Annotated in this window: 15 protein-coding genes; 10 read left to right on the top strand and 5 right to left on the bottom strand. The window is 70.3% G+C overall.

The genetic code is table 11. The annotated features are described in order from the left end of the window. The first annotated feature begins 167 nt into the window (after positions 1–167). Both thrS and ACFVST_RS14895 read left to right on the top strand, forming a co-directional pair. Positions 168–1406 carry a threonine--tRNA ligase gene (gene thrS, locus ACFVST_RS14900; protein ID WP_390150772.1) on the top strand — a complete coding sequence of 413 codons (1239 nt, stop codon included), beginning with the start codon at positions 168–170 and terminating at the stop codon, positions 1404–1406. Between the two features lie 231 nt (positions 1407–1637). Beyond that, complete coding sequence (locus tag ACFVST_RS14895; RefSeq protein WP_390150770.1) at positions 1638–5378, top strand: S8 family serine peptidase; 3741 nt, start codon at positions 1638–1640, stop codon at positions 5376–5378. Positions 5379–5452: 74 nt separating this feature from the next. On the opposite strand, the gene ACFVST_RS14890 is transcribed toward ACFVST_RS14895, so the two are convergent. Continuing rightward, positions 5453–5869 carry a cytidine deaminase family protein gene (locus ACFVST_RS14890; protein ID WP_390150767.1) on the bottom strand — a complete coding sequence of 139 codons (417 nt, stop codon included), beginning with the start codon at positions 5867–5869 and terminating at the stop codon, positions 5453–5455. A 290-nt stretch (positions 5870–6159) separates the two neighbouring features. Between ACFVST_RS14890 and ACFVST_RS14885 the strand changes: the two genes are divergently transcribed. Genes ACFVST_RS14885 through ACFVST_RS14865 form a run of 5 tightly spaced genes read left to right on the top strand, consistent with a single transcriptional unit; the run spans position 6160 to position 11702 of the window. After that, entirely contained in the window at positions 6160–7452 is a 1293-nt protein-coding gene (locus ACFVST_RS14885; protein ID WP_390150765.1) for a helix-turn-helix domain-containing protein, read from the top strand. A gap of 33 nt (positions 7453–7485) precedes the next feature. Further along, entirely contained in the window at positions 7486–8256 is a 771-nt protein-coding gene (locus ACFVST_RS14880) for a toll/interleukin-1 receptor domain-containing protein (protein WP_390150763.1), read from the top strand. Next, entirely contained in the window at positions 8253–10250 is a 1998-nt protein-coding gene (locus tag ACFVST_RS14875) for a hypothetical protein (RefSeq protein WP_390150760.1), read from the top strand. The genes ACFVST_RS14880 and ACFVST_RS14875 overlap by 4 nt, the downstream gene beginning before the upstream one ends. A gap of 2 nt (positions 10251–10252) precedes the next feature. Further along, on the top strand, positions 10253–11305 hold the full coding sequence (locus ACFVST_RS14870; protein WP_390150757.1) for a hypothetical protein: 1053 nt from the start codon (positions 10253–10255) through the stop codon (positions 11303–11305). After that, positions 11295–11702 (top strand): hypothetical protein, encoded by a 408-nt coding sequence (locus ACFVST_RS14865; RefSeq protein WP_390150755.1) that lies wholly within the window; start codon positions 11295–11297, stop codon positions 11700–11702. The genes ACFVST_RS14870 and ACFVST_RS14865 overlap by 11 nt, the downstream gene beginning before the upstream one ends. Positions 11703–11959: 257 nt before the next feature. Here ACFVST_RS14865 and ACFVST_RS14860 read toward each other — a convergent pair whose 3' ends face one another. Beyond that, entirely contained in the window at positions 11960–13519 is a 1560-nt protein-coding gene (locus ACFVST_RS14860; RefSeq protein WP_390150752.1) for a glycoside hydrolase family 20 protein, read from the bottom strand. A 605-nt stretch (positions 13520–14124) separates the two neighbouring features. After that, on the bottom strand, positions 14125–14547 hold the full coding sequence (locus ACFVST_RS14855; RefSeq protein WP_390150749.1) for a secondary thiamine-phosphate synthase enzyme YjbQ: 423 nt from the start codon (positions 14545–14547) through the stop codon (positions 14125–14127). Between the two features lie 133 nt (positions 14548–14680). On the opposite strand from ACFVST_RS14855, the gene ACFVST_RS14850 reads away from it, so the two are divergent. Next, the gene (locus ACFVST_RS14850; protein WP_390150918.1) at positions 14681–15802 is read left to right on the top strand and encodes an NAD(P)-binding domain-containing protein; all 1122 of its coding nucleotides are present in this window, start codon (positions 14681–14683) and stop codon (positions 15800–15802) included. Between the two features lie 79 nt (positions 15803–15881). On the opposite strand, the gene mltG is transcribed toward ACFVST_RS14850, so the two are convergent. After that, positions 15882–16721, bottom strand: a complete 840-nt coding sequence (gene mltG, locus ACFVST_RS14845) for an endolytic transglycosylase MltG (RefSeq protein ID WP_390150746.1) — start codon at positions 16719–16721, stop codon at positions 15882–15884. Positions 16722–16764: 43 nt separating this feature from the next. Then, positions 16765–18564 (bottom strand): ABC transporter ATP-binding protein, encoded by a 1800-nt coding sequence (locus ACFVST_RS14840; protein WP_390150743.1) that lies wholly within the window; start codon positions 18562–18564, stop codon positions 16765–16767. A gap of 118 nt (positions 18565–18682) precedes the next feature. Here ACFVST_RS14840 and ACFVST_RS14835 point away from each other — a divergent pair, with 118 nt between their 5' ends. After that, positions 18683–19135, top strand: coding sequence for a MarR family winged helix-turn-helix transcriptional regulator (locus ACFVST_RS14835; RefSeq protein WP_390150740.1), 453 nt, complete (start codon positions 18683–18685; stop codon positions 19133–19135). Between the two features lie 86 nt (positions 19136–19221). After that, positions 19222–22164, top strand: a complete 2943-nt coding sequence (locus tag ACFVST_RS14830; RefSeq protein ID WP_390150737.1) for an FAD-binding and (Fe-S)-binding domain-containing protein — start codon at positions 19222–19224, stop codon at positions 22162–22164. Positions 22165–22256 lie beyond the last annotated feature (92 nt).

The following is a 22256-nucleotide window of genomic DNA, read 5'->3' as shown; positions in this document are numbered from 1 at the left end:
GCGTCCGCCCGCCCCGTACTGCTAGCGTCCCCGCCATGAAGCGCGCTGCGAGGACGACGACGCCGGAGAGTGTCCCGGCGCGCTGACAGTCGATCCGACAGTTGATCTGATCCGAAGCCCCGGGGCGAGTGCCCCGGGGCTTCGCCGTGCGGTCACTCCCCCATCCCTTGAGGAGACCGCATATGAACGACCACCGCCGACTCGGCCGCGAACTGGGCCTGTTCGACACCGATCCGCTGATCGGCGCCGGGCTGCCGTACTGGCTGCCCGACGGTGCGACCGTACGGCACACCCTGGAGGAGTACATCCGGGACGTCGAGCGGCGGGCCGGGTACCGGCATGTGTACTCGCCGGTGCTGGGCAAACGGGAGCTGTACGAGATCTCGGGGCACTGGGCGCACTACCGCGACGACATGTTCCCGCCGATGGAACTCGGCGGGGAGCAGGTCGTGCTGCGGCCGAGCCTCTGCCCCCATCATGCGGTGATCTACCGCTCCCGGGCGCGCAGTTACCGTGAGCTGCCGCTGCGCCTGGCCGAACTCGGCGGGATGTACCGTTCCGAACTCTCGGGCGTACTGGGCGGGTTGACCCGGGTGCGGGCCATCCAGCTCAATGACGCGCATGTCTTCTGCACCCTGGACCAGGTCGCCGAGGAGGCGGCGGCAGCGCTGGAGCTGATCCGCCGGGCGTACCGGGCTCTCGGCATCACCCCGGTCCGCTACCGGCTCTCGCTGCCCGGCCCCGGCGCCAAGTACGTGGCCGCACCCGGGAAATGGCGGCGGTCCACCGCCCTGCTGACCGATGTGCTGGACGGCTCCGGGCTGCCGTACGAGGCGGTCGAGGGGGAGGCCGCGTTCTACGGGCCCAAGATCGACGTGCAGGTGGCGGACGGCGCGGGCCGCGAATCCACCCTGTCCACCGTCCAGGTCGACTTCCACCAGCCCGAGCGGTTCGAGCTGCACTACATCGGGGCGGACGGGGACCGGCACCGCCCGGTGATGGTGCACCGCAGCATCATCGGCAGTGTGGAACGCGCCGTCGCCCACCTCATCGAGGAACACGGCGGCGCCTTCCCACCCTGGCTGGCCCCCTTCCAACTGGTGGCCCTCCCGGTGTCCGAGGCCGAACTCCCGGGCGCGCAGGCCCTGTTGCGGGAGTGCGCGCGCCTCGGGCTGCGGGCCGAGATCGCCGGTCCGGAACGCGGCAGCCTGGGTGCCCGGATCCGGGCGGCGCGGCTGGTCCCCTACCAGGCCGTGATCGGCGCCCGGGAGGCGACCGCCGGCCAGGTCGCCCTGCGCCTGCGGGACGGACGGCGCCTCGAACCGCGGCCGGCCGCCGACGTACTCTCCCGTGTCAGCGGTCCCGTCCAGGGCAACAGCACCGAACTGTGGGCCGTCGATTCGTAGTTGGCGGCACCGCGTGGTGACCGGGCAGGGGCGACACGCGCGACGCCCATACCCGGATATGCGTTCCGTTATCCATATGGCGGGAAAAGGCCACGGCGCAAACCCGCCTTGTACATCGCGCCCTTACCGCCCGTCACTCTGCCAAGGTGACGCCATCGCAGCGACAACACCCGCAGGGGACACGGGGCTTGGGGCCCCGGTGTCCACCTGCGCAGTCACCTAGGGAGAGCGATGCGCACGATATCGCGAGTGGCACTGGGGACGGCAACAGCCGCAGCCCTGGCCGTCACTGCGGCCATTCCGACCGGAGCCGTGGCGAACGCCACCGCGGACGAGGGACGGCCCCTGGTCGGCAGCCCCGCCGCCCACAAGGGAAAGTCCGCCACGGTCACCCTGGTGACCGGCGACCGCGTCCTGGTCACCACCACCGCCGACGGCACCAGCACCGCCACGGCCCTGCCCGCGGAGGACGGCAGCACACCACTGCTGCAGACCCGGCAGGAGGGCAAGAACCTCTACGCCTACCCGGACAGCGCCGTCACCGCGCTCGCCGCGGGCCGCGTCGACAAGGAACTCTTCAACGTCACCGCACTCATCCGGCAGGGCTACGACGACGCCCGCAGCAAGTCGCTGCCGCTGATCGCCACTTACGACAAGTCCGTGGACGTGGCCCGCAGTGTGCCCGCCACACCGAGCGGCGCCGAGCGCGGGCAGGTGCTGGAGCCGGTCGACGGTGTGGCCCTGCGCGCCGACAAGAAGAAGGCCGCCGCGTTCTGGGCCGATGTCACCAGCACCGAGTCCCGCGCCGGCGGCAAACTGAAGAAGCTATGGCTGGACGCCAAGGTGAAGGCGCTGCTCGACAGGTCGACCAAGCAGGTGCACGCCGACCAGGCGTGGGCCGCCGGGTTCGACGGCAAGGGCACCAAGGTCGCCGTCCTCGACACCGGCGTCGACACCGACCACCCCGACCTCAAGGGGCGGGTCTCCGAGTCGAAGAACTTCACCGACTCCGACGACACCGGCGACCAGCACGGCCACGGCACCCACACCACGTCCACCGTCGGCGGCAGCGGTGCCGCGAGCGACGGCAAGAAGAAGGGTGTCGCCCCCGGCACCACCCTCCTCAACGGCAAGGTCCTCAACGACTATGGCAACGGCGCCACTTCGTGGATCATCGCCGGTATGCAGTGGGCCGTCGACCAGAAGGCCGACGTCATCTCCATGAGCCTCGGCAACCCGTCCGAGCTGGACTGCTCCGATCCCATGTCGCAGGCCACCGCGGAGCTGGCGAAGTCCGCGAAGGACACCCTCTTCGTCATCGCCGCGGGCAACGCGGGCCCGAGCAACAACACCGTGTCCTCGCCCGGTTGCGTACCCGAGGTCCTCACCGTGGGCGCCGTCGACCGCGACGACTCCACGGCCGGTTTCTCCAGCCGCAGCCCCGTGCAGCGCACCCACACCCTCAAGCCGGAGATCGCCGCCCCCGGTGTCGCCATCTCCGCCGCGGCGGCGGGCGGCCGCGGTGTGTACGCCTACCAGTCCATGAGCGGTACCTCGATGGCCACCCCGCATGTCGCGGGTGCCGCCGCCATCGTCAAGCAGCGCCACCCCGACTGGGACGCGCAGCAGATCAAGGCGGCACTGGTCTCCTCCGCCAAGAGCGACATCCCCGGTGACGTCCGGGAGACCGGCGGCGGGCGGCTCGATGTGAAGGCCGCCATCGACCAGACCGTGTTCGGCGCGGACGCCGTCCAAGCCGGCACCTTCAACTGGCCGCAGAGCAGCGCCGACCGCACCACCGTCCAGGTGCCGTACACCAACACCACTGACAAACCAGTGGAGTTGAAGCTGGCCGTCGACCGGGTCACCGGCAACGACGGGTCCACCGTGTCCACCCCGGTCGCCAAGCTCGACCGCAATGTCACCGTCCCGGCGAACGGCACCGTCAAGGTCCCGCTGGCCGTCGACTCCACCGCCAACCTCAAGGCCGCCCAGTACGGCGACGTCACCGGACGGGTGCTGGCCACCGGGCCCGGCGGGGTGCACATCAGCACACCCTTCTCGCTGTATGTGCAGCCCGAGACGGTCACCCTGCGCGTCAAGGTCATCGACCGGCGCGGCAAGCCCGCCGCCGGCGTCACCTCCATCGATGTGATCGGCACCGACGACGCCACCGGCCAGCGCAGCTACAACAACGGTGCGGACGAGCAGACCTACCGCATCCGGCCGGGCGCCTACTTCCTGTCCAGCTTCGTGGAGACGCGGAACGCGGCCGGTAACGCCACCGACTCCGCGACCTTCCTGGGCCGCCCGCAGGTGGACATCACCAAGGACACCACCGTCGTCCTGGACGCCCGCGAGGCCCACCGGCTCGACATCAAGACCGACCGGCCCACCGAAGTGCGCGGCGCCACCCTCGGGTTCGCCCGCACCTGGGACAACTGGGTGCACGCGGCCACCATCCAGGGCGGCCGCCAGCTCAACGGCTACTACGCCGACGTCCAGGGCCGCGCCCGGGACGGTGCGTTCGAGTTCGACAGCTTCTGGCGTGCCGCGGCACCGCAGATCTCCGAACTCGCCGTCGAGGGCGGCCCCGTGCTGCACCCGACGACCGGCACCACCGCATCCACCAACCTCGACGGCACCGGCTCCGCCCAGCTCATCGACGCCCAGTCCGGCACGGCAGAGCAACTGGCCGCCGCCAAGGGCAAGTTGGCGCTGGTGAAGCTCGGCGACAACGACTCGGTGTACTCCATCGCCTCGAACGCCGCGAAGGCCGGCGCGAAGGCGCTCATCCTCCACCGGGAGGCCGCGGGCCGCTGGTTCCCGAGCGTCAGCTTCACCGGCTCCCCGCTGCCCGTCCTCGGCGTCGACAAGGCCGAGGGCACCGACCTCGTCGCCCGTGCCGCCGCCGGGGACACCACTCTGCGCTGGAAGGCGACGGCCAAGAGCCCGTACATCTACACCCTGGCCTTCCCCGAGACCGGCCAGATCCGCTCCGACCAGACCTACCGGGTCGAGGACGCGGACCTCGCCACCAACAAGGCGACCTACCGCGCCATGGGCAAGCAGGCCGACTACCTCGACTGGCCCACCATCAGCCGCCCCAGCGGACTCTCCGCCGGCTTCGGCGAATACGCCACCGTGCCCACCCCGTTCACCCGTACCGAGCTGTACTCCCCCGGCACCGGCTTCGGCCACATGGTGTCCAGCAGCTTCCCCTGGGGCGAGTTCATGCTCAGCCCGGACCACACCTACAAGAAGGGCGAGCAGCGCACCGAGGAGTGGTACGGCGGTGTGGTGGCACCGACCACCCCGCTCGACGACAACGGCAAGCAGGTACTCGCCGCCGAGCGCCAGGGCAACCTGATCGGTGTCGCCCCCGGCTTCTGGGGCGACACCGAACACCTGGGAGTCCAGGGCGGGTTCGGCGACCTGGGCAGTGTGTCCCTGGACCGCGACGGCGAGCGCATCGGCTTCAGCTCCTGGCCGTACGGGGTCTTCAGGGTGCCGTCCGACGACGCCGCGTACGACCTCACCCTGAACACCAGGAAGCTCGACAACAGCGGGGTGTGGAGCCGCTCGAAGGCCACCACCACCGTGTGGTCGTTCCGCTCCCACCTCGACGAGAAGGTCTACTCGCAGGGCATCCCGCTCCTCTTCCCGCACCTCACACTCCCCGAGGACGGGCTGAAGACCCTCCCCGCCGAGGCCGGCCAGACCATCGGCATCACCGCCACCGGCCACACCGGCTACACCCCCGGCACCCTCACCAAGGTCTCCCTCGCGTACTCCTACGACGACGGCAAGACCTGGACCGAGGCCAAGACCGCCCAGCAGAACGGCACTTGGACCGCCACCGTCGACCACACCGGTGCCACCGGCAAGGGCGTCACCCTCAAGACCACCCTCACCGACTCCCACCACAACTCCGTCACCCAGACCGTCACCAGGGCCTACGACATCCGCTGACCCACCGTGAAACGGCCGGGCCCGACTCCCAGAACCCCAGGGAGCCGGGCCCGGCCCACGTGCGTGGACCACCCTCACTGCTCCCCCCACAGATAACTCTCCGGCAGCAAGCCGGTGATGGGCACGGTGTGGCGCTCGGGGCCGTTACCGACGATGACGTGCAGGGTCGGGAAGTAGTCCAGAAGCGTCTGCCGGCATCGACCGCACGGCGGGATGACCCCCCGCTCCCGGTCCCCCACGGCCACCATGGTGTCGAGTTCATACGCCCCCTGCCCCGCCGCCGCCCCGATGACGACAAGCTCCGCACAGGGCCCACCGGTGAAGTGGTAGGCGTTCACCCCGGTGACGATCCGCCCGTCCCGAGCCCGCGCCGCAGCCGCCACGGTGTGATTGTCCCGACGACACCACCTACGAGCCACCTCAACGGCAGCCTCCACCAACTCCCGGTCATACCCGCCCCGTTCACCGTCCCCCTGGGACCGAGTGCTCATCTACGCCCCCTTCACTCCGCACTCCGAACCGCCTGCCGGGGTCAGCGTGTCACGGGGAAGGGGGGCGATCGCTTCGCGACAGGGGTCGTGAGGCTTCCGCTCTCTGCCGGGTCCGCCGGACCCGGCGACCTGCTCGATACCTGGCTGGAACGCCCCGGCGAATGCCGTGACCCGCTCCAGGAGAAGGAAACGGGAAACAGCATCGATCGCCTTGTCCGCCCGAGCAGGCGTGCCGCACGCTCTTGTGCAGCACCAACTCGCCCTGGGTGGAGGGGCTTTGGAGGAAACCCATGACGGATCCGTCCACCGAGTTCGGCGAGGAACTGAGGAAACGGCGCCTGCGGGCGGGACTGAGCCTCACGGCCCTCGCCGGCGCCGTGCACTACAGCAAGGCCCAACTGAGCAAGGTCGAACGAGGCCTCAAGACACCCAGCCGCGACCTGGTGCGGCTGTGCGACGCGGCACTCGGCGCCGACGGAGCCCTGGTCGCCCTGGCCACCAGGACCGCCCCCGCCACACCCGACGAAGACGAACCCGGCCAACTCGAAGAGGAGGAGTGGATCATGGAACTCTCACCGGACGGCCCGAACCGGTTCCGAACGGTGGGTCGGCGCAAGGTCATGGGTGCCGGGGTCACCTCGCTCATGACCTGGGGAACGGCCGGCGCCGCACCTGCCGCCGCGGCCTCCGGCGCCGGAATGCTGGAAGCCTCCCGTTCCCTCTTCACGCACTACCGCAGACTCGGCCAGTCGGTGGCACCCGCACTGCTGCTGCCCGCTCTGATCGCACAGACCCACACCCTGCGGGAACTGTCCGCACACAGCAACGCCACCGACCGCCGCCAGTTACTCGCCCTCGGCTCCCGCTACGCCGAGTACGTGGGCTGGCTGGTGCAGGAGACCGGGGACGAACAGGCCGCGCTGTGGTGGACCCGGCGCGCGGTGGACCTGGCGGCGGCCGGCGGCGACCAGGCACTGGCCGGCTACGCACTGGTCCGCAGGGCCCTGATCACCATGTACCGGGAGGACGCCGAGCAGACCATCGCCCTCGCCCGCCGCGCGCAGAGCGGCGCCCTGCCACCGCGGATCCGGGGCCTGGCCGCACAGCGCGAGGCGCAGGGGCACGCCCTCGCCGGCGACCGCACCTCCTGCCTGCACGCCCTGGACCGCGCCCGCGCACTCCTCGCCCGCCATGAGGAGGGGTCCGAGGAACCCGTCATCGGCACCATGCACGTCCCCGATCCGGTCAGCATGGCCACCGGCTGGTGCCTGGTCGACCTGGGCCGCCCGGCGGAGGCGGGCGAGGAGCTCGACCGGCAACTCGCCCTGGTCGGCAGCGACGCGCTACGGACGCAGGTGCGGTACGGGGTGCGCCGGGCCCTCGCCTATGCCTCGGCCGGCGAGATCGATCACGCCTGCGCACTGACCGAACCGCTCCTCGACGGTGTGGCCATGGTGCGCTCCGCGACCGTCACCATCGATCTGCGGCGCCTCGCCCGCGTCCTGGCACGCCACTCCGACCACCCGGCCGTACGACAACTCGGGCCGCGGCTCGGCACGTTGTCGCGCTCATCCACTCAGTGAGTTCCAGAACCGAGTCCCGAGGAGGACATCACCGTGAAGGAAGTCTTCATCAACTACCGCACGGGCGACGGCGAGAAGACCGCCGCACTGCTCGACCAGGAGCTGAAGCGCCGCTTCGGCGAACAGCACATCTTCCGCGCGTCACGCTCCATCAACCCCGGCGAGGCCTATCCCGAGGTCCTGATGTCCACCCTGCAGCGCAGTTGCCTGCTGCTCGCGGTGATCGGCCCCGACTGGACCAACTTCCGTTCCAAGCTGAACAATCCGGAGGACTGGGTGCGCAAGGAGATCCTTGAGGCGTTCAACTGCGAACTCCCCGTGGTCCCGATCCTGGACGGCCGCAGGACGAACCGCCTGAGCACGGACGAGCTACCGGAGGAGCTCAAGCGCCTCGCCGACCTCCAGTCCGTCCCGTTCGACACCCACGACGTCGACACCTGCGTCAAACGCATCGGTGACCTGGTGGCCGAGATGGTGCCCGAACTGAAGGATCTGGACCAGGCCGAGGACCAGGCGCCCGCGGCCGGCACCGTGACCAACTCGACCGGCGAGGTGAGCGGAACGGCGGTGCAGAGCCGCGACTTCACCGGGGACGTCTACGGCGGAGACATCAACGGCACCGTCGTGAAGGGCAGCCAGGGCCCCGTCCACACCGGCAGCGGCAGCATCTACCAGCACTCCCGCCACCACTCCGGCGAACGGCGCATCTCCGGCGACGGCATGACCTACGTCGAAGGCGACCACCACGGCAACGTCCAGCACCGCTTCGGCACACCGGACCGGCGCGAGGACGAGGGCCGGTGAACGGAGACGGCGGTACGCGGGTCGAGCACCCGCACGGCTTCGTACACACCGGCTCGGGCCACATCATCTACACCCCGGGGGCACCGCCGGAACCGGACAGACCCGTCTTCCGTACTCGCGCCGAGGACCAGTTACGCAGACTGCGGCAGGTGCTGGTCGCCCCGCCCGGTATGGGCCGGGCCCGTGAGGTGCTCGCCGACACCGGGACCGTCGTCCTGGACGGCGCCCCGGGCACCGGCCGCGCCGCCGCGGCCCGTGTCCTGCTGCGCGAGTGCCCCCAGGACACCGGTGTCTTCCACGAACTGCTGCCCGGCGAGGACGAGGACGAACTCGCCCTCCACGACCCGGCGTTGGTCGGCTCCGGCGACCGCCTGCTGCTCGACCTGTCCGCCGCCGACGACCGCAAGTGGTCCGCGGCGAGTGCGGACCTGCCCGCGCTCCGGAAGGCGGTGCACGAGCAGCACGCCCATCTGGTCGTCGTCATGCCGGACAACATCACCCTCGACCCCGAGCTCCAGCACTACCGGGTCACCCTCCAGCGGCCACCCGGCTTGCACGTGCTGAAACGCCATCTGCGCCGGCACGGCCTGCCGTACGAGCAGTACATGCGGCCCGACTCCACCGTGACGAAGTTCCTGAGCGTCGAACGGCCGATGCGGGAGATCGCGGACTTCGCCGACCTGGTACGCCGCGCCCGTGAGACCGCCCCACCGTCCCACGGGTTCGCCGAGTGGTGTGCGACGGCCGTGAAGGCGCGCAAGGACCGGCGCAGGGAGGTCGCCGAACTCGTGGCCGAGCGGTCCGAGGCGCCGCAGCGGGCCCTGCTGATCGCTGTGTCCATGCTCCACGGGGCACATGCCGACGTAGTGCATCGAGCCACCCAGCTTCTGCTGTACGCGCTCGGCCCCACCTCGGACGGAACCCCCCTGCTCCAGCACAAGGACCTGGCCCAGCGGCTCGACGAGATATCCGCCGAGACCGGGCCCGCCGGGCAAGTGCGTTTCAAGGAGCTGGACCAGGACTCGGCCGTGCGCGCTCACTTCTGGAACCACATGCCCGACCTGCGGCCCCACCTCGGCAACTGGGCTGCGAACGTAGTGGAGTTGGACGACCCGCGGCACATCGGCCCGACGGTGCGCGACGGTCTGGTGGCGCACCTGGCCGGCGAGTATCTGCGGACCGGGCGCGCGGAGGAACTGGCGGTGCTCGCCGAGAGATGGAGCAGCCGGGCGCCGACGAGCCGAGCGCGGCAGGACGCGGCTGTCCAGGCCCTCACCTGCGGGCTCCAGAATCCGGTACACGGCAGGGAGTTCCGCGGCCGGATCTACCAGTGGTGCCAGCGCCCGCAGCCCGAGGCGTTCGCCCGGGTACTCGTCCGGCTGTGCGCCGATGTGATCACAGTCGGCCACCCGGACCAGGCGCTGCTGCGCCTCTACTACCTGGCCAGGCGCGAACGGGCCCCGGGCGGACCCGCGTTGGAGGCACTGGACGCCCTGGTGGCCGGCAACCGCCGGCTGCGCCGAAGGCTCCTCGACCGCCTGACGCGATACCGCCACTTCGAGGGCGACCTCCCCGTCTTCCTCCACACCTGCGATCCGGTCGCGCTCACCGACACCACCAACAGCACGCGCGCCCTGGTCGAGGAGGAAGAGGTCCAGCAGCCCCTGGCCGTCGGCTGGCAGGCCGTACTGACCGGGCTGCCGCGGTCCGCCTGGCAGCCGTACGCGGCCCGTTGGCTGCACCACTCGGGCGAAGTGACCAGGCACCGGGGCGAGTTGCTGCTCGACATCCTGGTCGAGGCCGCCGGAGGGTGCGGGCTGCGGCGTGGCGAGGCGCTCGCCTCGCTGTACGTGAGCGCGCGTGCCGCCGAACGCACGGCTCCGGGCGGCCCCCTACGGGCAGCCGAGACCACCGCACTCCTCTTCCACAAGATCGGCGCAGCCCAGCGCCGCGGCCCGGCCGAAGCTCCCCACACCTCGGCCAAGGAGACCTGACTGTGACGACCGCCCGAAAGACCACCACCGTCTTCCTCACCGTCCTGTGCGGCCTGCTGCTCACGATCACCGGCCTGACCCAGCGATGGCCGCTGTGGGCCTGGCCCGTGACGGCTGTACTGCTGCTCGCCCTGCCCATGGCGGCAGCCCGTGTCGCCGCACGGCGCCGCGGCTCCATCCCCGTCGACTTCGAGGAGCAGCTCACGGCGACTCCTGTGGAGCGCACGGACTGCCACGTCAACCGAGTGGTGCTGCCGAGCCTCTGGGACGACTACAGCTTTGTGTTCTCGGCGACGGTGCGCTGGTGTCTGCTCGAACGGCCCGGCGGCGGGCCCGTCCTCAATCCGGCAGGCCTCGCCGTGGACACCGTCCTGGCCCGGGCCCGCGCCGTCACCGAACAACGCGAACCCGGCCGGGCCTCACTGGTGCGGCACGAACTCAGCGGCGCGCTCAGCCGCATGTACGCGGACCCCACCGGCAGTCTCCAGGCCATGGCGGACAACATCAGCCTCGCCCTGCCGGAACCGGATCAGCAGCGGCTCGACCGCCTCGCCGACGTACGCAAGGACAAGGCCGTCTGGGAACACCAGCGCAAGTACGAGCAGAGCAGGCGCCAGTATCTGGGCGAGGACGTGCTGAAGGACACCGGCAGTGCGGTGGTCTGGTGGCTCGCCAGGAACGAGGAGCAGGTGGAGCAGACGGTGTCGGACCTGCCGCTGCTCGCCCAGCTCACCTCAGCGGCCAATGACACGGACATTCCCGAACGGCTCCAGAACCTGATGGCCCAACACCTGGGCGAGGCAGCCGACTTGAACACCGAGGAACCGGCGCCCGGACACACGGCCACCGATCATCTCGCGGGACTCTTCGACGCGATGGGCTTCCGGGAGGGCGACGTCCGGCGCCCGATGCTGGCCAGGCAGTTCGCCGAACTGCTCACGGAGCAAGATCGCCATGAGACGGCCGAGGCGTTGCGGTTCCACTTCGATCCGCCTGAGACCGCCCCGCCCGGCGACGACGAGAAGCCGGCCGACGGGAACAACGATGGGTTCTGAACCGTCAGCGCTCGCGGCCTCGGGAGCAAGCACCCTGGTCTCCCTCATGGTCACGGACTCCTGGGTCCGCGCCCGCGACCTGCTCGGCCACCTGCTGGCCCGTACCGGATCGGGTCCCGGCGTGCTGGCAGCGCTGGACGAGGCGAGATCCCACCTGCTGTCGGCCACCGGTTCCCCACAGGAGGAGCGCTGCCGCGCGGCCGTCAGATCAGAATGCCGAGCCCGCCTGCAACACCTCACCACCGCCGAACTCCACACCCTGATCACCGCTCTGCACATCCCGGCCCCGCACACCGTCCACAACAGAGTCGACGGCGGCATCCACCACGCCCCTGTCATCCAGTCCGGCCACATCACCGACCTCACCCTGCACACCCCGGACCAGCCCGGCCCCTGAACTCCCCCCGCTTACACCACACTTCAACCCAGGAACGACCACCGCACCTGCCGCTGCGCGTTGTCCACGAAGCCAGATGGGCCACCAGCCCTGCGCCGCAACTGTTCGACGGAGTCGAGGCCGCCGGACCCCGGCTCCTGCGGCCGGAACTCATCATCGGGGCTTTCTACGGCACGCACGTCGGTCCGCCGCAGGTCTGGTCGACGCGCGCCGGATAGGGCTCAGGCTCGCCATCCCCCGTCCCCTCGCGCAGGCGCTCAGGGCGGCGGCGATCCGACCTTGTTGATGAGACCGGAGAACCCGCCGTAGTCGGCGGCTGACTTGGGCGACCCCCAGGTGATCTGGGCCAGCGACCGCAGGGGGTCCCGGATTCTGGAGGCGACATGGCCCTCGGTGTAGGAGTTGTCGCTGTCGGACCAGATCGCCATCTGCGCGCCACGCAGGTGCGGGCTGTCGGCCGGGATCGCCTGGCTGCCCTTGCCGAGGGCGAACCGGTTGACCGCGAAATCGTCGTAGATGGCCTCGGGGTCGGGGTAGGAATCGTTGTCGGTGTCTCCGTACAGGAGGTTGGAGTTGCTGTTGAGCAGCGCGTAGCCCTGTTTGTGGAGGTCGCCGGCATTGGGGGAAGAAGAGCCGTACCAGTGCTCGATGGTGAGGCCGGCTCCGACCCGTACCACGCTGCCCGGGACCAACTGGTCGTTCCACATGCTGGGTTGCCTACCGTGGGCGCGCAGGTAATCCGCGAGCCGGTTGACGAAGTCGTAGGCCAGGTCCCAGCCGGTGGCGTCGGGCCCGTGAAGGCTGCGGGCCGCCCTGGCCAGTTGTGGGAAGGAATCCAGTTCGGAGGAGGTCAGCCACTCATCGGCGCCGATGCTCCATCGCGGGCCAGGAAAGACGTCCAGGTATTCGCTGATGAACGACCGGGCCAGGTCGTACGCCGCGTCCATCTGGGACAGGTCAAGGCTGAGGTATCCATTGTCCCGGCGCAACGCCAGGTCCGGGTACTGACCGAGCATCGGATTCATGTGTCCCGGCATGTCGATCTCCGGAACGATGGTGATGTGCCGGGCCTCAGCGTAGGAGACGAGATCCGCCATCTCGGCTTTGGTGTAGTGCTTCACGGCGACGGCGGCGGGATGGGTATCGCATTCGAGCCGGAATGCCTGTGTGTCCGTCAGGTGCAGGTGCAGCATGTTGTATTTGAGCCAGGCGAGTTCTCGGACAAGGGATTTGAGAAAGCCGATGGAGTAGTACTTACGGGCCACGTCGAGCATGAACGAACGCTCGGGGAAGGCGGGTGCGTCAGTGCTTCGGCCGCCGGGGATCGTGGTGCTCTGGCGGAGGAGTTGTCCGACCGTCCGAGTGCCGTGGAAGACGCCCGCATCGCTGGAGCCGCTGATGGTGAGTGCTCCGCGGACATTGAGCCAGTAGGCGTCCTTGGGCAGTTCGGGGTGGTCGAGGGCAAGGTAGATGTCCCCTGTCAGCGCGTCGTACGGAGTACCGGTCGTCACAGTCGGGGTGACGCCGGTCAGCGCCTTCACATCGGCGGCGAAGAGACGGGCGCTGGTCGACAGCAGCGGCACGGCACCGGCGGCGACGACGATTTTCGGGGACTCGCCGAGGGTGAAACCAGTCGGTCCGGCAGCCCAGTTGGACAAGGCGGGTATGACCGTCGGGGCGCTGGAAGCAGTACGGCTTCGCCTCGGTGAGGCCTGGCTGCACGCGGCTGCAGTGACAAGTCCCCCACCCCCGAGGAGCCATCCGACAAACCGTCTGCGGCTGGAAAGGCAGAGTGGGTTCGGAGGATCTTCGAGCATATGTTTCCTGCCTTTGTGATGTGAGTCCGGTCTGCACGGTGCACCTCCCGGCGGCGCCCGCGGTGCCAACGTCCGCAGGACCTCATGGCCGGGTTGACACAGGTTGGCAGTGCCACGGACCTACGCCTGCCGTGACCGCAGTGCCCTCAGATGAGCGAGGGGCCGATGGGAGCGCCTCTGGAGGCACGGATGGCGGGTCCGCTGACACGTGCGGCCATCGGCTCCCTCTCTCTGTTGCAGGCCTCCTCCAACGTGCGGCTGACCGAAGGAGCACCTCGATCGACTGCCCAGAACGGTGGCACCTCGTGCTCGGGATCCATGGTGACGGTTACCGTACCGCCGAGCGACACCCGATGATCGCCGGTGCGACAGCACCCCCGCCGAAGGGCCGGCGTTCTTTCCTCCCGTCTTGCCGACCAGCCTGCCGTTTTCGCAGACGGACTCGCCAAACATAAATGCACCGGCCTTTGTTGGGCCGCGAAGGACGACGGCGAACAGGGCAAGACCGCCTGCCCCTGGACGGGTCCGAGCGGGCCCTCGCCTGGGGAGTGCGCTGTCGCCGGAGGATCGGCGACCGCACCCAAGACGACCTTGATCACCCGGGGTCATCCCAGGAACGACAGCCGCACCTGCCGCTGGGCGTTGTCCACGTTGGTGTCGACCAGGCAGACCGACTGCCAGGTGCCGAGTTCCAGGTGTCCGGCGATCACGGGGAGGGTGGCGTGGGGTGGGACGAGGGCGGGGAGGACGTGGTCGCGGCCGTGGCCGTGGGAGCCGTGGCGGTGCTGCCAGCGGTCGTCGGCGGGCAGCAGGGTGTGCAGCGTGGCGAGCAGGTCGTCGTCGCTGCCGGCGCCGGTCTCGATCACCGCGATGCCCGCGGTGGCATGAGGCACGAACACATTGAGCAGGCCGTCGCGTCCGGCCGCGGCCCGGCTGAGGAATTCCTCGCAGGCGGAGGTCAGATCGGCGACGCGCTCCTCGGATCCGGTGCGGAGGGTCAGGACGTGGGTGCGGAAGGCGTCAGGCATGTCTCCCATCGTGCACCGGCGGCGCGGGAAGATCTCGCCGGACCAGGTGGTTGGTGGAAGCGTGAACGATTTCGGGGCGGGCTTCGGGCAGCGGCCGGGACCGGACTGGTCCCCCGCCGTGGACGCGGGCACGGTGCGCGAGGTGGCGGTGGTGGTCATCGGTGCCGGTCAGGCCGGACTGTCCAGCGCCTACCATCTGCGCCGGACGGGGCTCGCGCCCAGCCGGGACTTCGTGGTGCTGGACCACTCTCCGCAGGCGGGCGGCGCCTGGCAGTTCCGGTGGCCCTCGCTCACCTACGGCAAGGTCCACGGGATGCACGCCCTGCCGGGTATGGAACTGGCCGGCGCGGACCCGGACCGCCCCTCCGCCGAGGTGATCGCCGCCTACTTCGCCCGCTATGAGCAGGCCTTCGAGCTGCCGGTGCGGCGTCCGGTGGATGTGCGTGCGGTACGGGAGGGTCCGGCGGGGCGGCTGCTCGTCGAGACCTCGGTGGGGACGTGGTCGACGCGGGCGCTGATCAACGCGACGGGCACCTGGGACCGCCCGTTTTGGCCGCGCTATCCGGGTCAGGAGACCTTCCGCGGGCGGCAGTTGCACACCGCGCAGTACCGGGGGCCGGAGGAGTTCGCCGGGTTGCGGGTCGTGGTGGTGGGCGGTGGGGCCTCCGGTACCCAGCAACTGATGGAGATCGCCACCACGGCGGCGGACACCCTGTGGGTCACCCGTCGGCCGCCGGTCTTCCGCGAGGGGCCGTTCGGCGAGGTGCAGGGGCGGGCCGCGGTGGCCATGGTGGAGGAGCGGGTGCGGCAGGGGCTGCCGCCGGCGAGCGTGGTCTCCGTGACGGGGCTGCCGTTGAATGACGCGATCCGCCGGGCGCGGCAGGAGGGTGTCCTGGACCGGCTGCCGATGTTCGACCGGATCACACCGGAGGGGATCGCCTGGGACGACGGCCGCCGGGAGGCGGTCGATGTCATCCTCTGGGCGACCGGCTTCCGTGCGGCGATCGACCATCTCGCGCCGCTGCGGCTGCGGGAGCCCGGCGGCGGTATCCGGCTGGAGGGCACCCGGGCGGCGGCCGACCCGCGGGTGCATCTGGTGGGGTACGGGCCGTCGGCGAGCACCATCGGCGCCAACCGGGCCGGCCGGGCCGCGGTCCGGGACATCCGCCGCCTGCTCACCGCCGCACCGGCCGGATCGGCTGCGGGGGCGGGGCCCGGCGATACCACCGGGGCCCGCGAAGCCGTCGCCGTCTGAGATCCGCTGTTTGAGATCCGCCGCCCGAGATCCGGGACCGGCCCGGCCGGACGCGGGAGTCGGTCGGCCGCCCGGTGGGTCAGTGCGTCCGGGTGGCCGGTTTCTCCCCGTGGCGCGCCTCGGTGAGGTCCTTGGCGTGCTGGTCGGCGCTGGCGGTGAAGCGGGTCTCCCCCTTCTTCACCGTGACGAAGTAGAGCCAGTCACCGGACGGCGGGCTGGTCGCGGCACGCAGTGCTGCTTTACCCGGGTTGGCGATGGGCGTGGGCGGCAGGCCCATGCGCGCGTAGGTGTTGTAGAGGCTGTCGGTCCTGGCGTCGGCGGGGGTGATGGGCTGCTTGCCGCGGTGCAGGGCGTAGTTGACGGTGGAGTCCAGCTTGAGCGGCATCCCGCGGTCGAGCCGGTTGTAGATGACGCGGGCCACCTTGCCCATATCGGCCTTGGTGTCGGCCTCGGTCTGCACCAGGCTGGCGATGACGACGGCCTGGTACGGGTTCATGGCGTTGCGCTGGGCGCCCGCTGCGACGGGTGCGCCGCCGAAGGCGCGGTCGGCGTTGGCGACCATCGCCCGGAGCAGGCTCGCGGATGTCGACTTGTCACTGAGGGGATAGGTCCCCGGATACAGAAACCCTTCCGGGTTGCCCTCGGCCGCGGCGGGCAGCTTGAGCTTGGCCTTCGCCAGTGACTTTGCGGTGGTGCCGGCAGGGGTGCCGAGTGCCCTGTCGACGGCGGGGTAGATCTGTGCGGCGCGCCATCCCTCCTGCACGGTCAGGGCTTTGGGGCTCTCATCGCCACCGCTGAGTGCCGACGGGACCACGATCGCTGCTGCTGCGACCGCTGCCGCGGCTCCGGTCACGATGAGGGTGAGTCTCCCTCGGCGCGTCAGTCTGATTCCGCTCCTGCGCGGGCTGTGGGTGTACATGCGGGCACGCTAACCCGCATATCGTCACAATCCCGGCATATTTTCATCCTGTCGGTTCCAGTCGGACGTCTCGGCGGACCAGTTCGGCGTATCTTCCGCCCCGCTCCAGCAACTCCTGGTGGGCGCCGCGCTCCGCGGTACGCCCCGCCTCCAGCACCACGATCTGGTCGGCCTCGCGGACGGTGGAGAGCCGGTGCGCGATGGTGAGGGTGGTCCGGTCCGCGGACAGGGCGTCGATGGCCTGCTGCACGGCCTGTTCGGTACGGGTGTCGAGGGCGCTGGTCGCCTCGTCCAGGATGAGGATCGGCGGGTCCCGCAGGATGGTGCGGGCGATGGCCAGTCTCTGCTTCTCACCCCCGGAGAAGCGGTGCCCCCGCTCCCCCACCACGGTGTCGTATCCGTCGGGCAGACCCGCGATGTGCTCATGGATCTGGGCCGCGCGGGCCGCCGCGGTCAACTCCCCGTCTGTGGCGTCCGGTTTGGCGAAACGCAGATTCTCCGCCACCGAGGCATGGAAGAGATACGTCTCCTGCGAGACGACCCCGACGGCCCGCGCCAGCGTGTCGAAGTCCAACGCGCGTACGTCCACGCCGTCGATGGTGACGCGCCCGCCGGTGACGTCGTAGAGGCGGGGCAGCAGGCAGCTCAGGGTCGACTTGCCGGATCCGGTCGGGCCGACGACCGCGAGGCTGCCGCCGGCGGGCACGGTGAGGTCGATGCCATCGAGGGTGGCGGGCCCCTCCTCGCCGTAGCGGAACTCCACGTTCTCGAACCGGACTTCGCCCTTCACCGTGTCGAGGTGTATCGGGTCGGCGGGCTCCTCGATGTCGATCGGCAGGTCCAGGTATTCGAAGATGCGTTGGAAGAGGGCGAGCGAGGTCTGTATCTGCACGCCGGTGGAGAGCAGGCTGACCGCCGGGCGGAAGAGGCCCTGCTGGAGCGAGACGAAGGCGACGAGGGTGCCGATGGAGACCGCGGCGCCGCCGAATCGGAGTGCGATGCCCGCGGTCCAGTAGATGACCGCGGGCATGGCCGCCATGACGATGGTGATGACGGCCATCCGCCAGCGCCCCGCCATGTTGGACCGTACTTCGAGATCGACCAGGCCCTCGGACTCGGCGGCGAAGGAGCGGGTGAGCGAGTCGGACCGGCCCATGGTGCGGCCCAGCAGGATGCCGCTCACCGAGAGGGACTCGGTGACGGTGGCGGCCATCACGGCCATCTGCTTCTGGCGCTGGGTGGCGATCCGTTTGCGCTCCTGCCCCACCCTGCGGCTGATCCACACGAAGACGGGGAGCAGCAGCAACGAGACGATGGTGAGCCGCCAGTCCAGCGCGATCATCGCCACCACCGTCGCCATCACGCTGGTGATGTTGGAGACCAGGGAGGTCGCGGTGGAGGTCACGGTGGCCTGCATACCGCCGATGTCGTTGGCGATACGGGACTGCACCTCGCCGGTGCGGGTCCGGGTGAAGAACGCCAGGGACATCCGCTGGAGGCGGGCGTAGACCGCTGTCCGTAGATCGTGCATGACGCGCTGGCCGACGGTGGTGGAGATGAGGGTCTGGAGCACACCGAAGACGCTGGTGACGACGGCGCCGGCGATCATCCCGAGGGCGAGCAGACTCAGCAGCCCGGTACGCCCCTGCGGGATCGCGGTGTCGAGGATCTCGCGGAGCAGGAAGGGCGTGGCGACGGAGACCAGCGAGGAAGCGCAGACCAGCAGCCCGACGACCGCGAGGCGGCCACGGTAGGGGCGGAAGAGGCGGAGGATGCGCCGGGTCTGCCGCGGCTGCTCCGGGTCGGAGGGCGGCGGCGTCCAGGCGGGCTGATCGGTGCGCATGTGTTCTCTCGTGACAACGGGTCGGGCCGGGTTCGGAGCGGAGATGACGAGGACGGCGCGAGCATAGCTCACAGTTACCTATATACACAATGAGTTGCGTCCTGATACCGTGCCGGGCATGAGCACCCCCGATGCCGACGGAATTCTCGCCGAGCAGTTGCTTCGCCTGACCCGCCGTGTGCACCGCATCCAGAAGCGCCATCTGGAGCGTTGCGGGCTGGGCATAACGCCGGCCCAGTCCCGGCTGCTCCGCGCACTGGCTCAGTACGAGGCGCCGCCCAGGATGGCTGATCTGGCCCACCGGCTGGACGTGGTGCCCCGCGCCGTGACGACACTGGTGGACGGGCTGGAGGCGAGCGGCAGCGTCCGCCGGGTTCCGGACCTGGCCAACCGCCGGGTGACCCGTATCGAGTTGACCGACGAGGGCCGCCGCGCCCTCCGCGAGCTGCGGAACGCGCGCCGTACCGCCGCGGCCGAGATCCTGGCCCCGCTGTCGCCGGAGCAGCGAGAGGTACTGGGGGGACTGCTCTCGGCCCTGGTCGACGGCATGGACCCGGCCCTCACCCGCTGACCCGCTACACCCCCGACGCATCGCATCGACCAGATCCACCGCCACCGGCCACCCCGAAGCACCGCACCGCACTGAGGAGTCGCCACATGCCGCTGCTGGAGCCCGACCCGAGCGCACTGACCCCGGAGCACCGCCCCGCGCATCCCGCCCCCGACCGCGTGGTGGAGAACAGCGCGGGCGGCACCCCCGAGCCCCTCGCCTCGGAGCTGCGCGCCCTGCTCGGCCCGGACAAGGTCCTCACCACCATCTCCGACCTGGTGAGTTACGCCTCCGACGCCAGCCCCTACCGCTTCCTGCCCCGCGCGGTGGTGCTCGCCGAGGACATCGACGACATCTCCGCCGTCCTCTCCTACGCCCGTGAGAACGGCCGCGAAGTGGTCTTCCGCGCGGCCGGCACCTCGCTCAACGGGCAGGCCCAGGGCGAGGACATCCTGGTCGACGTACGCCGGCACTGGGCGGGTATCGAGGTCCTGGACGAGGGCGCCCGCGCCCGGATCGCCCCCGGCACCACCGTCGTTCGGGCCAATGCGACGCTCGCCCGGTACGGCCGGGTCCTCGGTCCTGACCCGGCGAGTGCCATCGCCTGCACCATCGGCGGCGTGGTGGCGAACAACGCGTCCGGAATGACCGCCGGCACCACCCGCAACTCGTACCGCACGGTCTCCTCGCTGACCTTCGTCCTGCCCGGCGGGACGGTGGTGGACACGGCGGATCCGGACGCCGACGCGAAGCTGGCTGAGGCCGAACCGGGCCTCTGCGCAGGCCTGCTGGAGCTGAAGGCCGAGATCGAGGCGGACGCCGGGCTGACCGCCCGTATCCGCGCCAAGTACCGCATCAAAAACACCAACGGCTACCGGTTGGACGCCTTCCTCGACGGGGCCACGCCGGTGGAGATCCTGCGCGGGCTGATGGTCGGGTCCGAGGGCACCTTCGGGTTCATCTCCGAGGTCGTCTTCGACACCCTGCCGCTGAACCGCCGTGTCTCCTCCGGCCTGCTCTTCTTCCCCTCGTTGCCCGCGGCGGCGGCCGCCGTCCCCCTCTTCAACGAAGCCGGCGCGCTGGCCGTGGAGTTGATGGACGGCAACACGCTGCGCGCCTCCGTCAGCGTGGACGGAGTCCCGCAGGACTGGGGGCAGTTGCCCAAGGAGACCGCCGCCCTGCTGGTGGAGTTCCGCGCCCCCGACGAGGAGCTCCAGCAGGCGTACGAGGAGGCCGCGGCCCGGGTGCTGGAGGGGCTCGACCTGGTGATGCCGGTGCCCTCCGTGACCAATGCGTTCACCCGGGAAGCAGCCGCCATCGCCGGTTACTGGAAGGCGCGCAAGGCCTTTGTGTCGGCGGTCGGCGGCTCGCGCCCCTCCGGCACCACACTGATCACCGAGGACTTCGCGGTGCCGCCGGAGCAGCTCGCGGAGGCCTGCCACGCCCTGCTCGAACTCCAGACCCGGCACGGTTTCGACGCGGCCGTCGCCGGCCACGCCGCCCACGGCAATCTGCACTTCCTGCTCGCCTTTGACGCCGCGCAGCCGTCGGACGTGCAGCGTTACGCGGACTTCATGGACGACTTCTGCCGGCTCACCATCGAGCGGTTCGACGGTTCACTCAAGGCGGAGCACGCCACCGGCCGCAATATCGCGCCCTTCCTGGAACTGGAATGGGGGCCGCGGGCCACCGAGTTGATGTGGCGTATCAAGCAACTCATAGATCACGACGGGGTGTTGGCGCCCCGGGTGGTGCTGGACCGGGACCCGAAGGCGCATCTGCGGGGGCTCAAGACCATCCCCGAGGTGGAGGCGGTGGCCGACCCGTGTATCGAGTGCGGCTTCTGCGAACCGACCTGCCCCAGCCACGATGTGACCACCTCGCCACGCCAACGCATCGTGCTGCGGCGGGAGATGATGCGCCAGCCGGCCGGTTCCGGCGTGGAACGCGGCCTGCTCGAAGCCTACGGCTACGACGCCGTCGACACCTGCGCCGGGGACTCCACCTGCAAGCTGGCCTGCCCCGTGGGCATCGACACCGGCGCCATGATGAGGGACTTCCGCCACACCCGGCACTCCGCCCGCGAGGAGGCGGCGGCCGCGGCCACCGCACGCAACTTCAAGGCCGTGGAGACCGCGGCCCGGCTGGCGGTCGCCGCCGGACACCGCGTGGACGACCGGCTGGTGGCCGCGGTCACCCGCACCGCCCGCAAGGCCGTACGCCCCGATCTGATGCCCGAGTGGCTGGCCGGTATGCCCGGTTCCGCCGCCCGTAGACTGCCCGCCACCAGCCGCACCACCGCTACCGCGGTCTACTACCCGGCCTGTGTGAACCGCATCTTCGGCGGCAGCGAATCCTCCGAGGAGCCGTCGCTCTTCGAGGCCATCGTCACGGTCTCGGCCCGCGCCGGGCGCCCGGTCTGGATCCCGGACGACATCCGGGGCACCTGCTGCTCCACCATCTGGCACTCCAAGGGCTATGAGGAGGGCACCCGGATCATGGCCAACCGCATCGTGGAGGCCGCCTGGGGCTGGACCGCGGGCGGCAGGCTGCCGCTGGTCGTGGACGCCTCCTCCTGCACCCTGGGCATCGCCCACGAGGTGGTGCCGTTCCTCACCGAGGACAATCTCGCGCTGCACGCCGAGTTGACCGTGGTGGACTCCCTGGTCTGGGCGGCGGAGGAGTTGCTGCCGCGGTTGAGCGTGGAGCAGCGGGTGGGCTCCGCGGTGGTTCATCCCACGTGTTCGATGCAACACCTGGGCGACGCCGGTGCGTTGGAGGTGGTGGCGGCGGCCTGCGCCGAGGGGGTCTATCTGCCCGAGGACGCGGCCTGCTGCGGCTTCGCCGGGGACCGCGGCATGTTGCACCCGGAGTTGACCGAGGCGGCCACCCGCAAGGAGGCCGCCCAGGTGACGGCCCGCCAGTTCGACGCGCACCTCTCGGCCAACCGGATGTGCGAGATCGGCATGGACCACGCCACCGGCCGCTCCTACCACTCCGCCCTCCAGCAACTCGAACGCGCCACCCGCCCGGCAGCGGAGGACGCCTGACAAGAGAGCGATCCAGCCGGGAGGCAGGGGAGGGCACATGCTGAAACTGCTGGGCTTCTTCGACGAGTTCGGCTACCCGCCCGAGATGTCCA

The organism is Streptomyces sp. NPDC058045, assembly GCF_042885635.1.
Classification (GTDB): Bacteria; Actinomycetota; Actinomycetes; order Streptomycetales; family Streptomycetaceae; genus Streptomyces.
Note: the sequence above shows the minus strand (reverse complement) of the source record. Positions and strands in the feature narration are given on the sequence as shown.

Bases quoted from the DNA above. Each gene is read 5' to 3' on its own strand.
- ACFVST_RS14895 (WP_390150770.1), top strand. From the start codon at position 1,638: ATGCGCACGATATCGCGAGTGGCACTGGGGACGGCAACAGCCGCAGCC.
- ACFVST_RS14890 (WP_390150767.1), bottom strand. From the start codon at position 5,869: ATGAGCACTCGGTCCCAGGGGGACGGTGAACGGGGCGGGTATGACCGG.
- ACFVST_RS14885 (WP_390150765.1), top strand. From the start codon at position 6,160: ATGACGGATCCGTCCACCGAGTTCGGCGAGGAACTGAGGAAACGGCGC.
- ACFVST_RS14865 (WP_390150755.1), top strand. From the start codon at position 11,295: ATGGGTTCTGAACCGTCAGCGCTCGCGGCCTCGGGAGCAAGCACCCTG.
- ACFVST_RS14860 (WP_390150752.1), bottom strand. From the start codon at position 13,519: ATGCTCGAAGATCCTCCGAACCCACTCTGCCTTTCCAGCCGCAGACGG.
- ACFVST_RS14855 (WP_390150749.1), bottom strand. From the start codon at position 14,547: ATGCCTGACGCCTTCCGCACCCACGTCCTGACCCTCCGCACCGGATCC.
- mltG (WP_390150746.1), bottom strand. From the start codon at position 16,721: ATGTACACCCACAGCCCGCGCAGGAGCGGAATCAGACTGACGCGCCGA.
- ACFVST_RS14840 (WP_390150743.1), bottom strand. From the start codon at position 18,564: ATGCGCACCGATCAGCCCGCCTGGACGCCGCCGCCCTCCGACCCGGAG.
- ACFVST_RS14835 (WP_390150740.1), top strand. From the start codon at position 18,683: ATGAGCACCCCCGATGCCGACGGAATTCTCGCCGAGCAGTTGCTTCGC.
- ACFVST_RS14830 (WP_390150737.1), top strand. From the start codon at position 19,222: ATGCCGCTGCTGGAGCCCGACCCGAGCGCACTGACCCCGGAGCACCGC.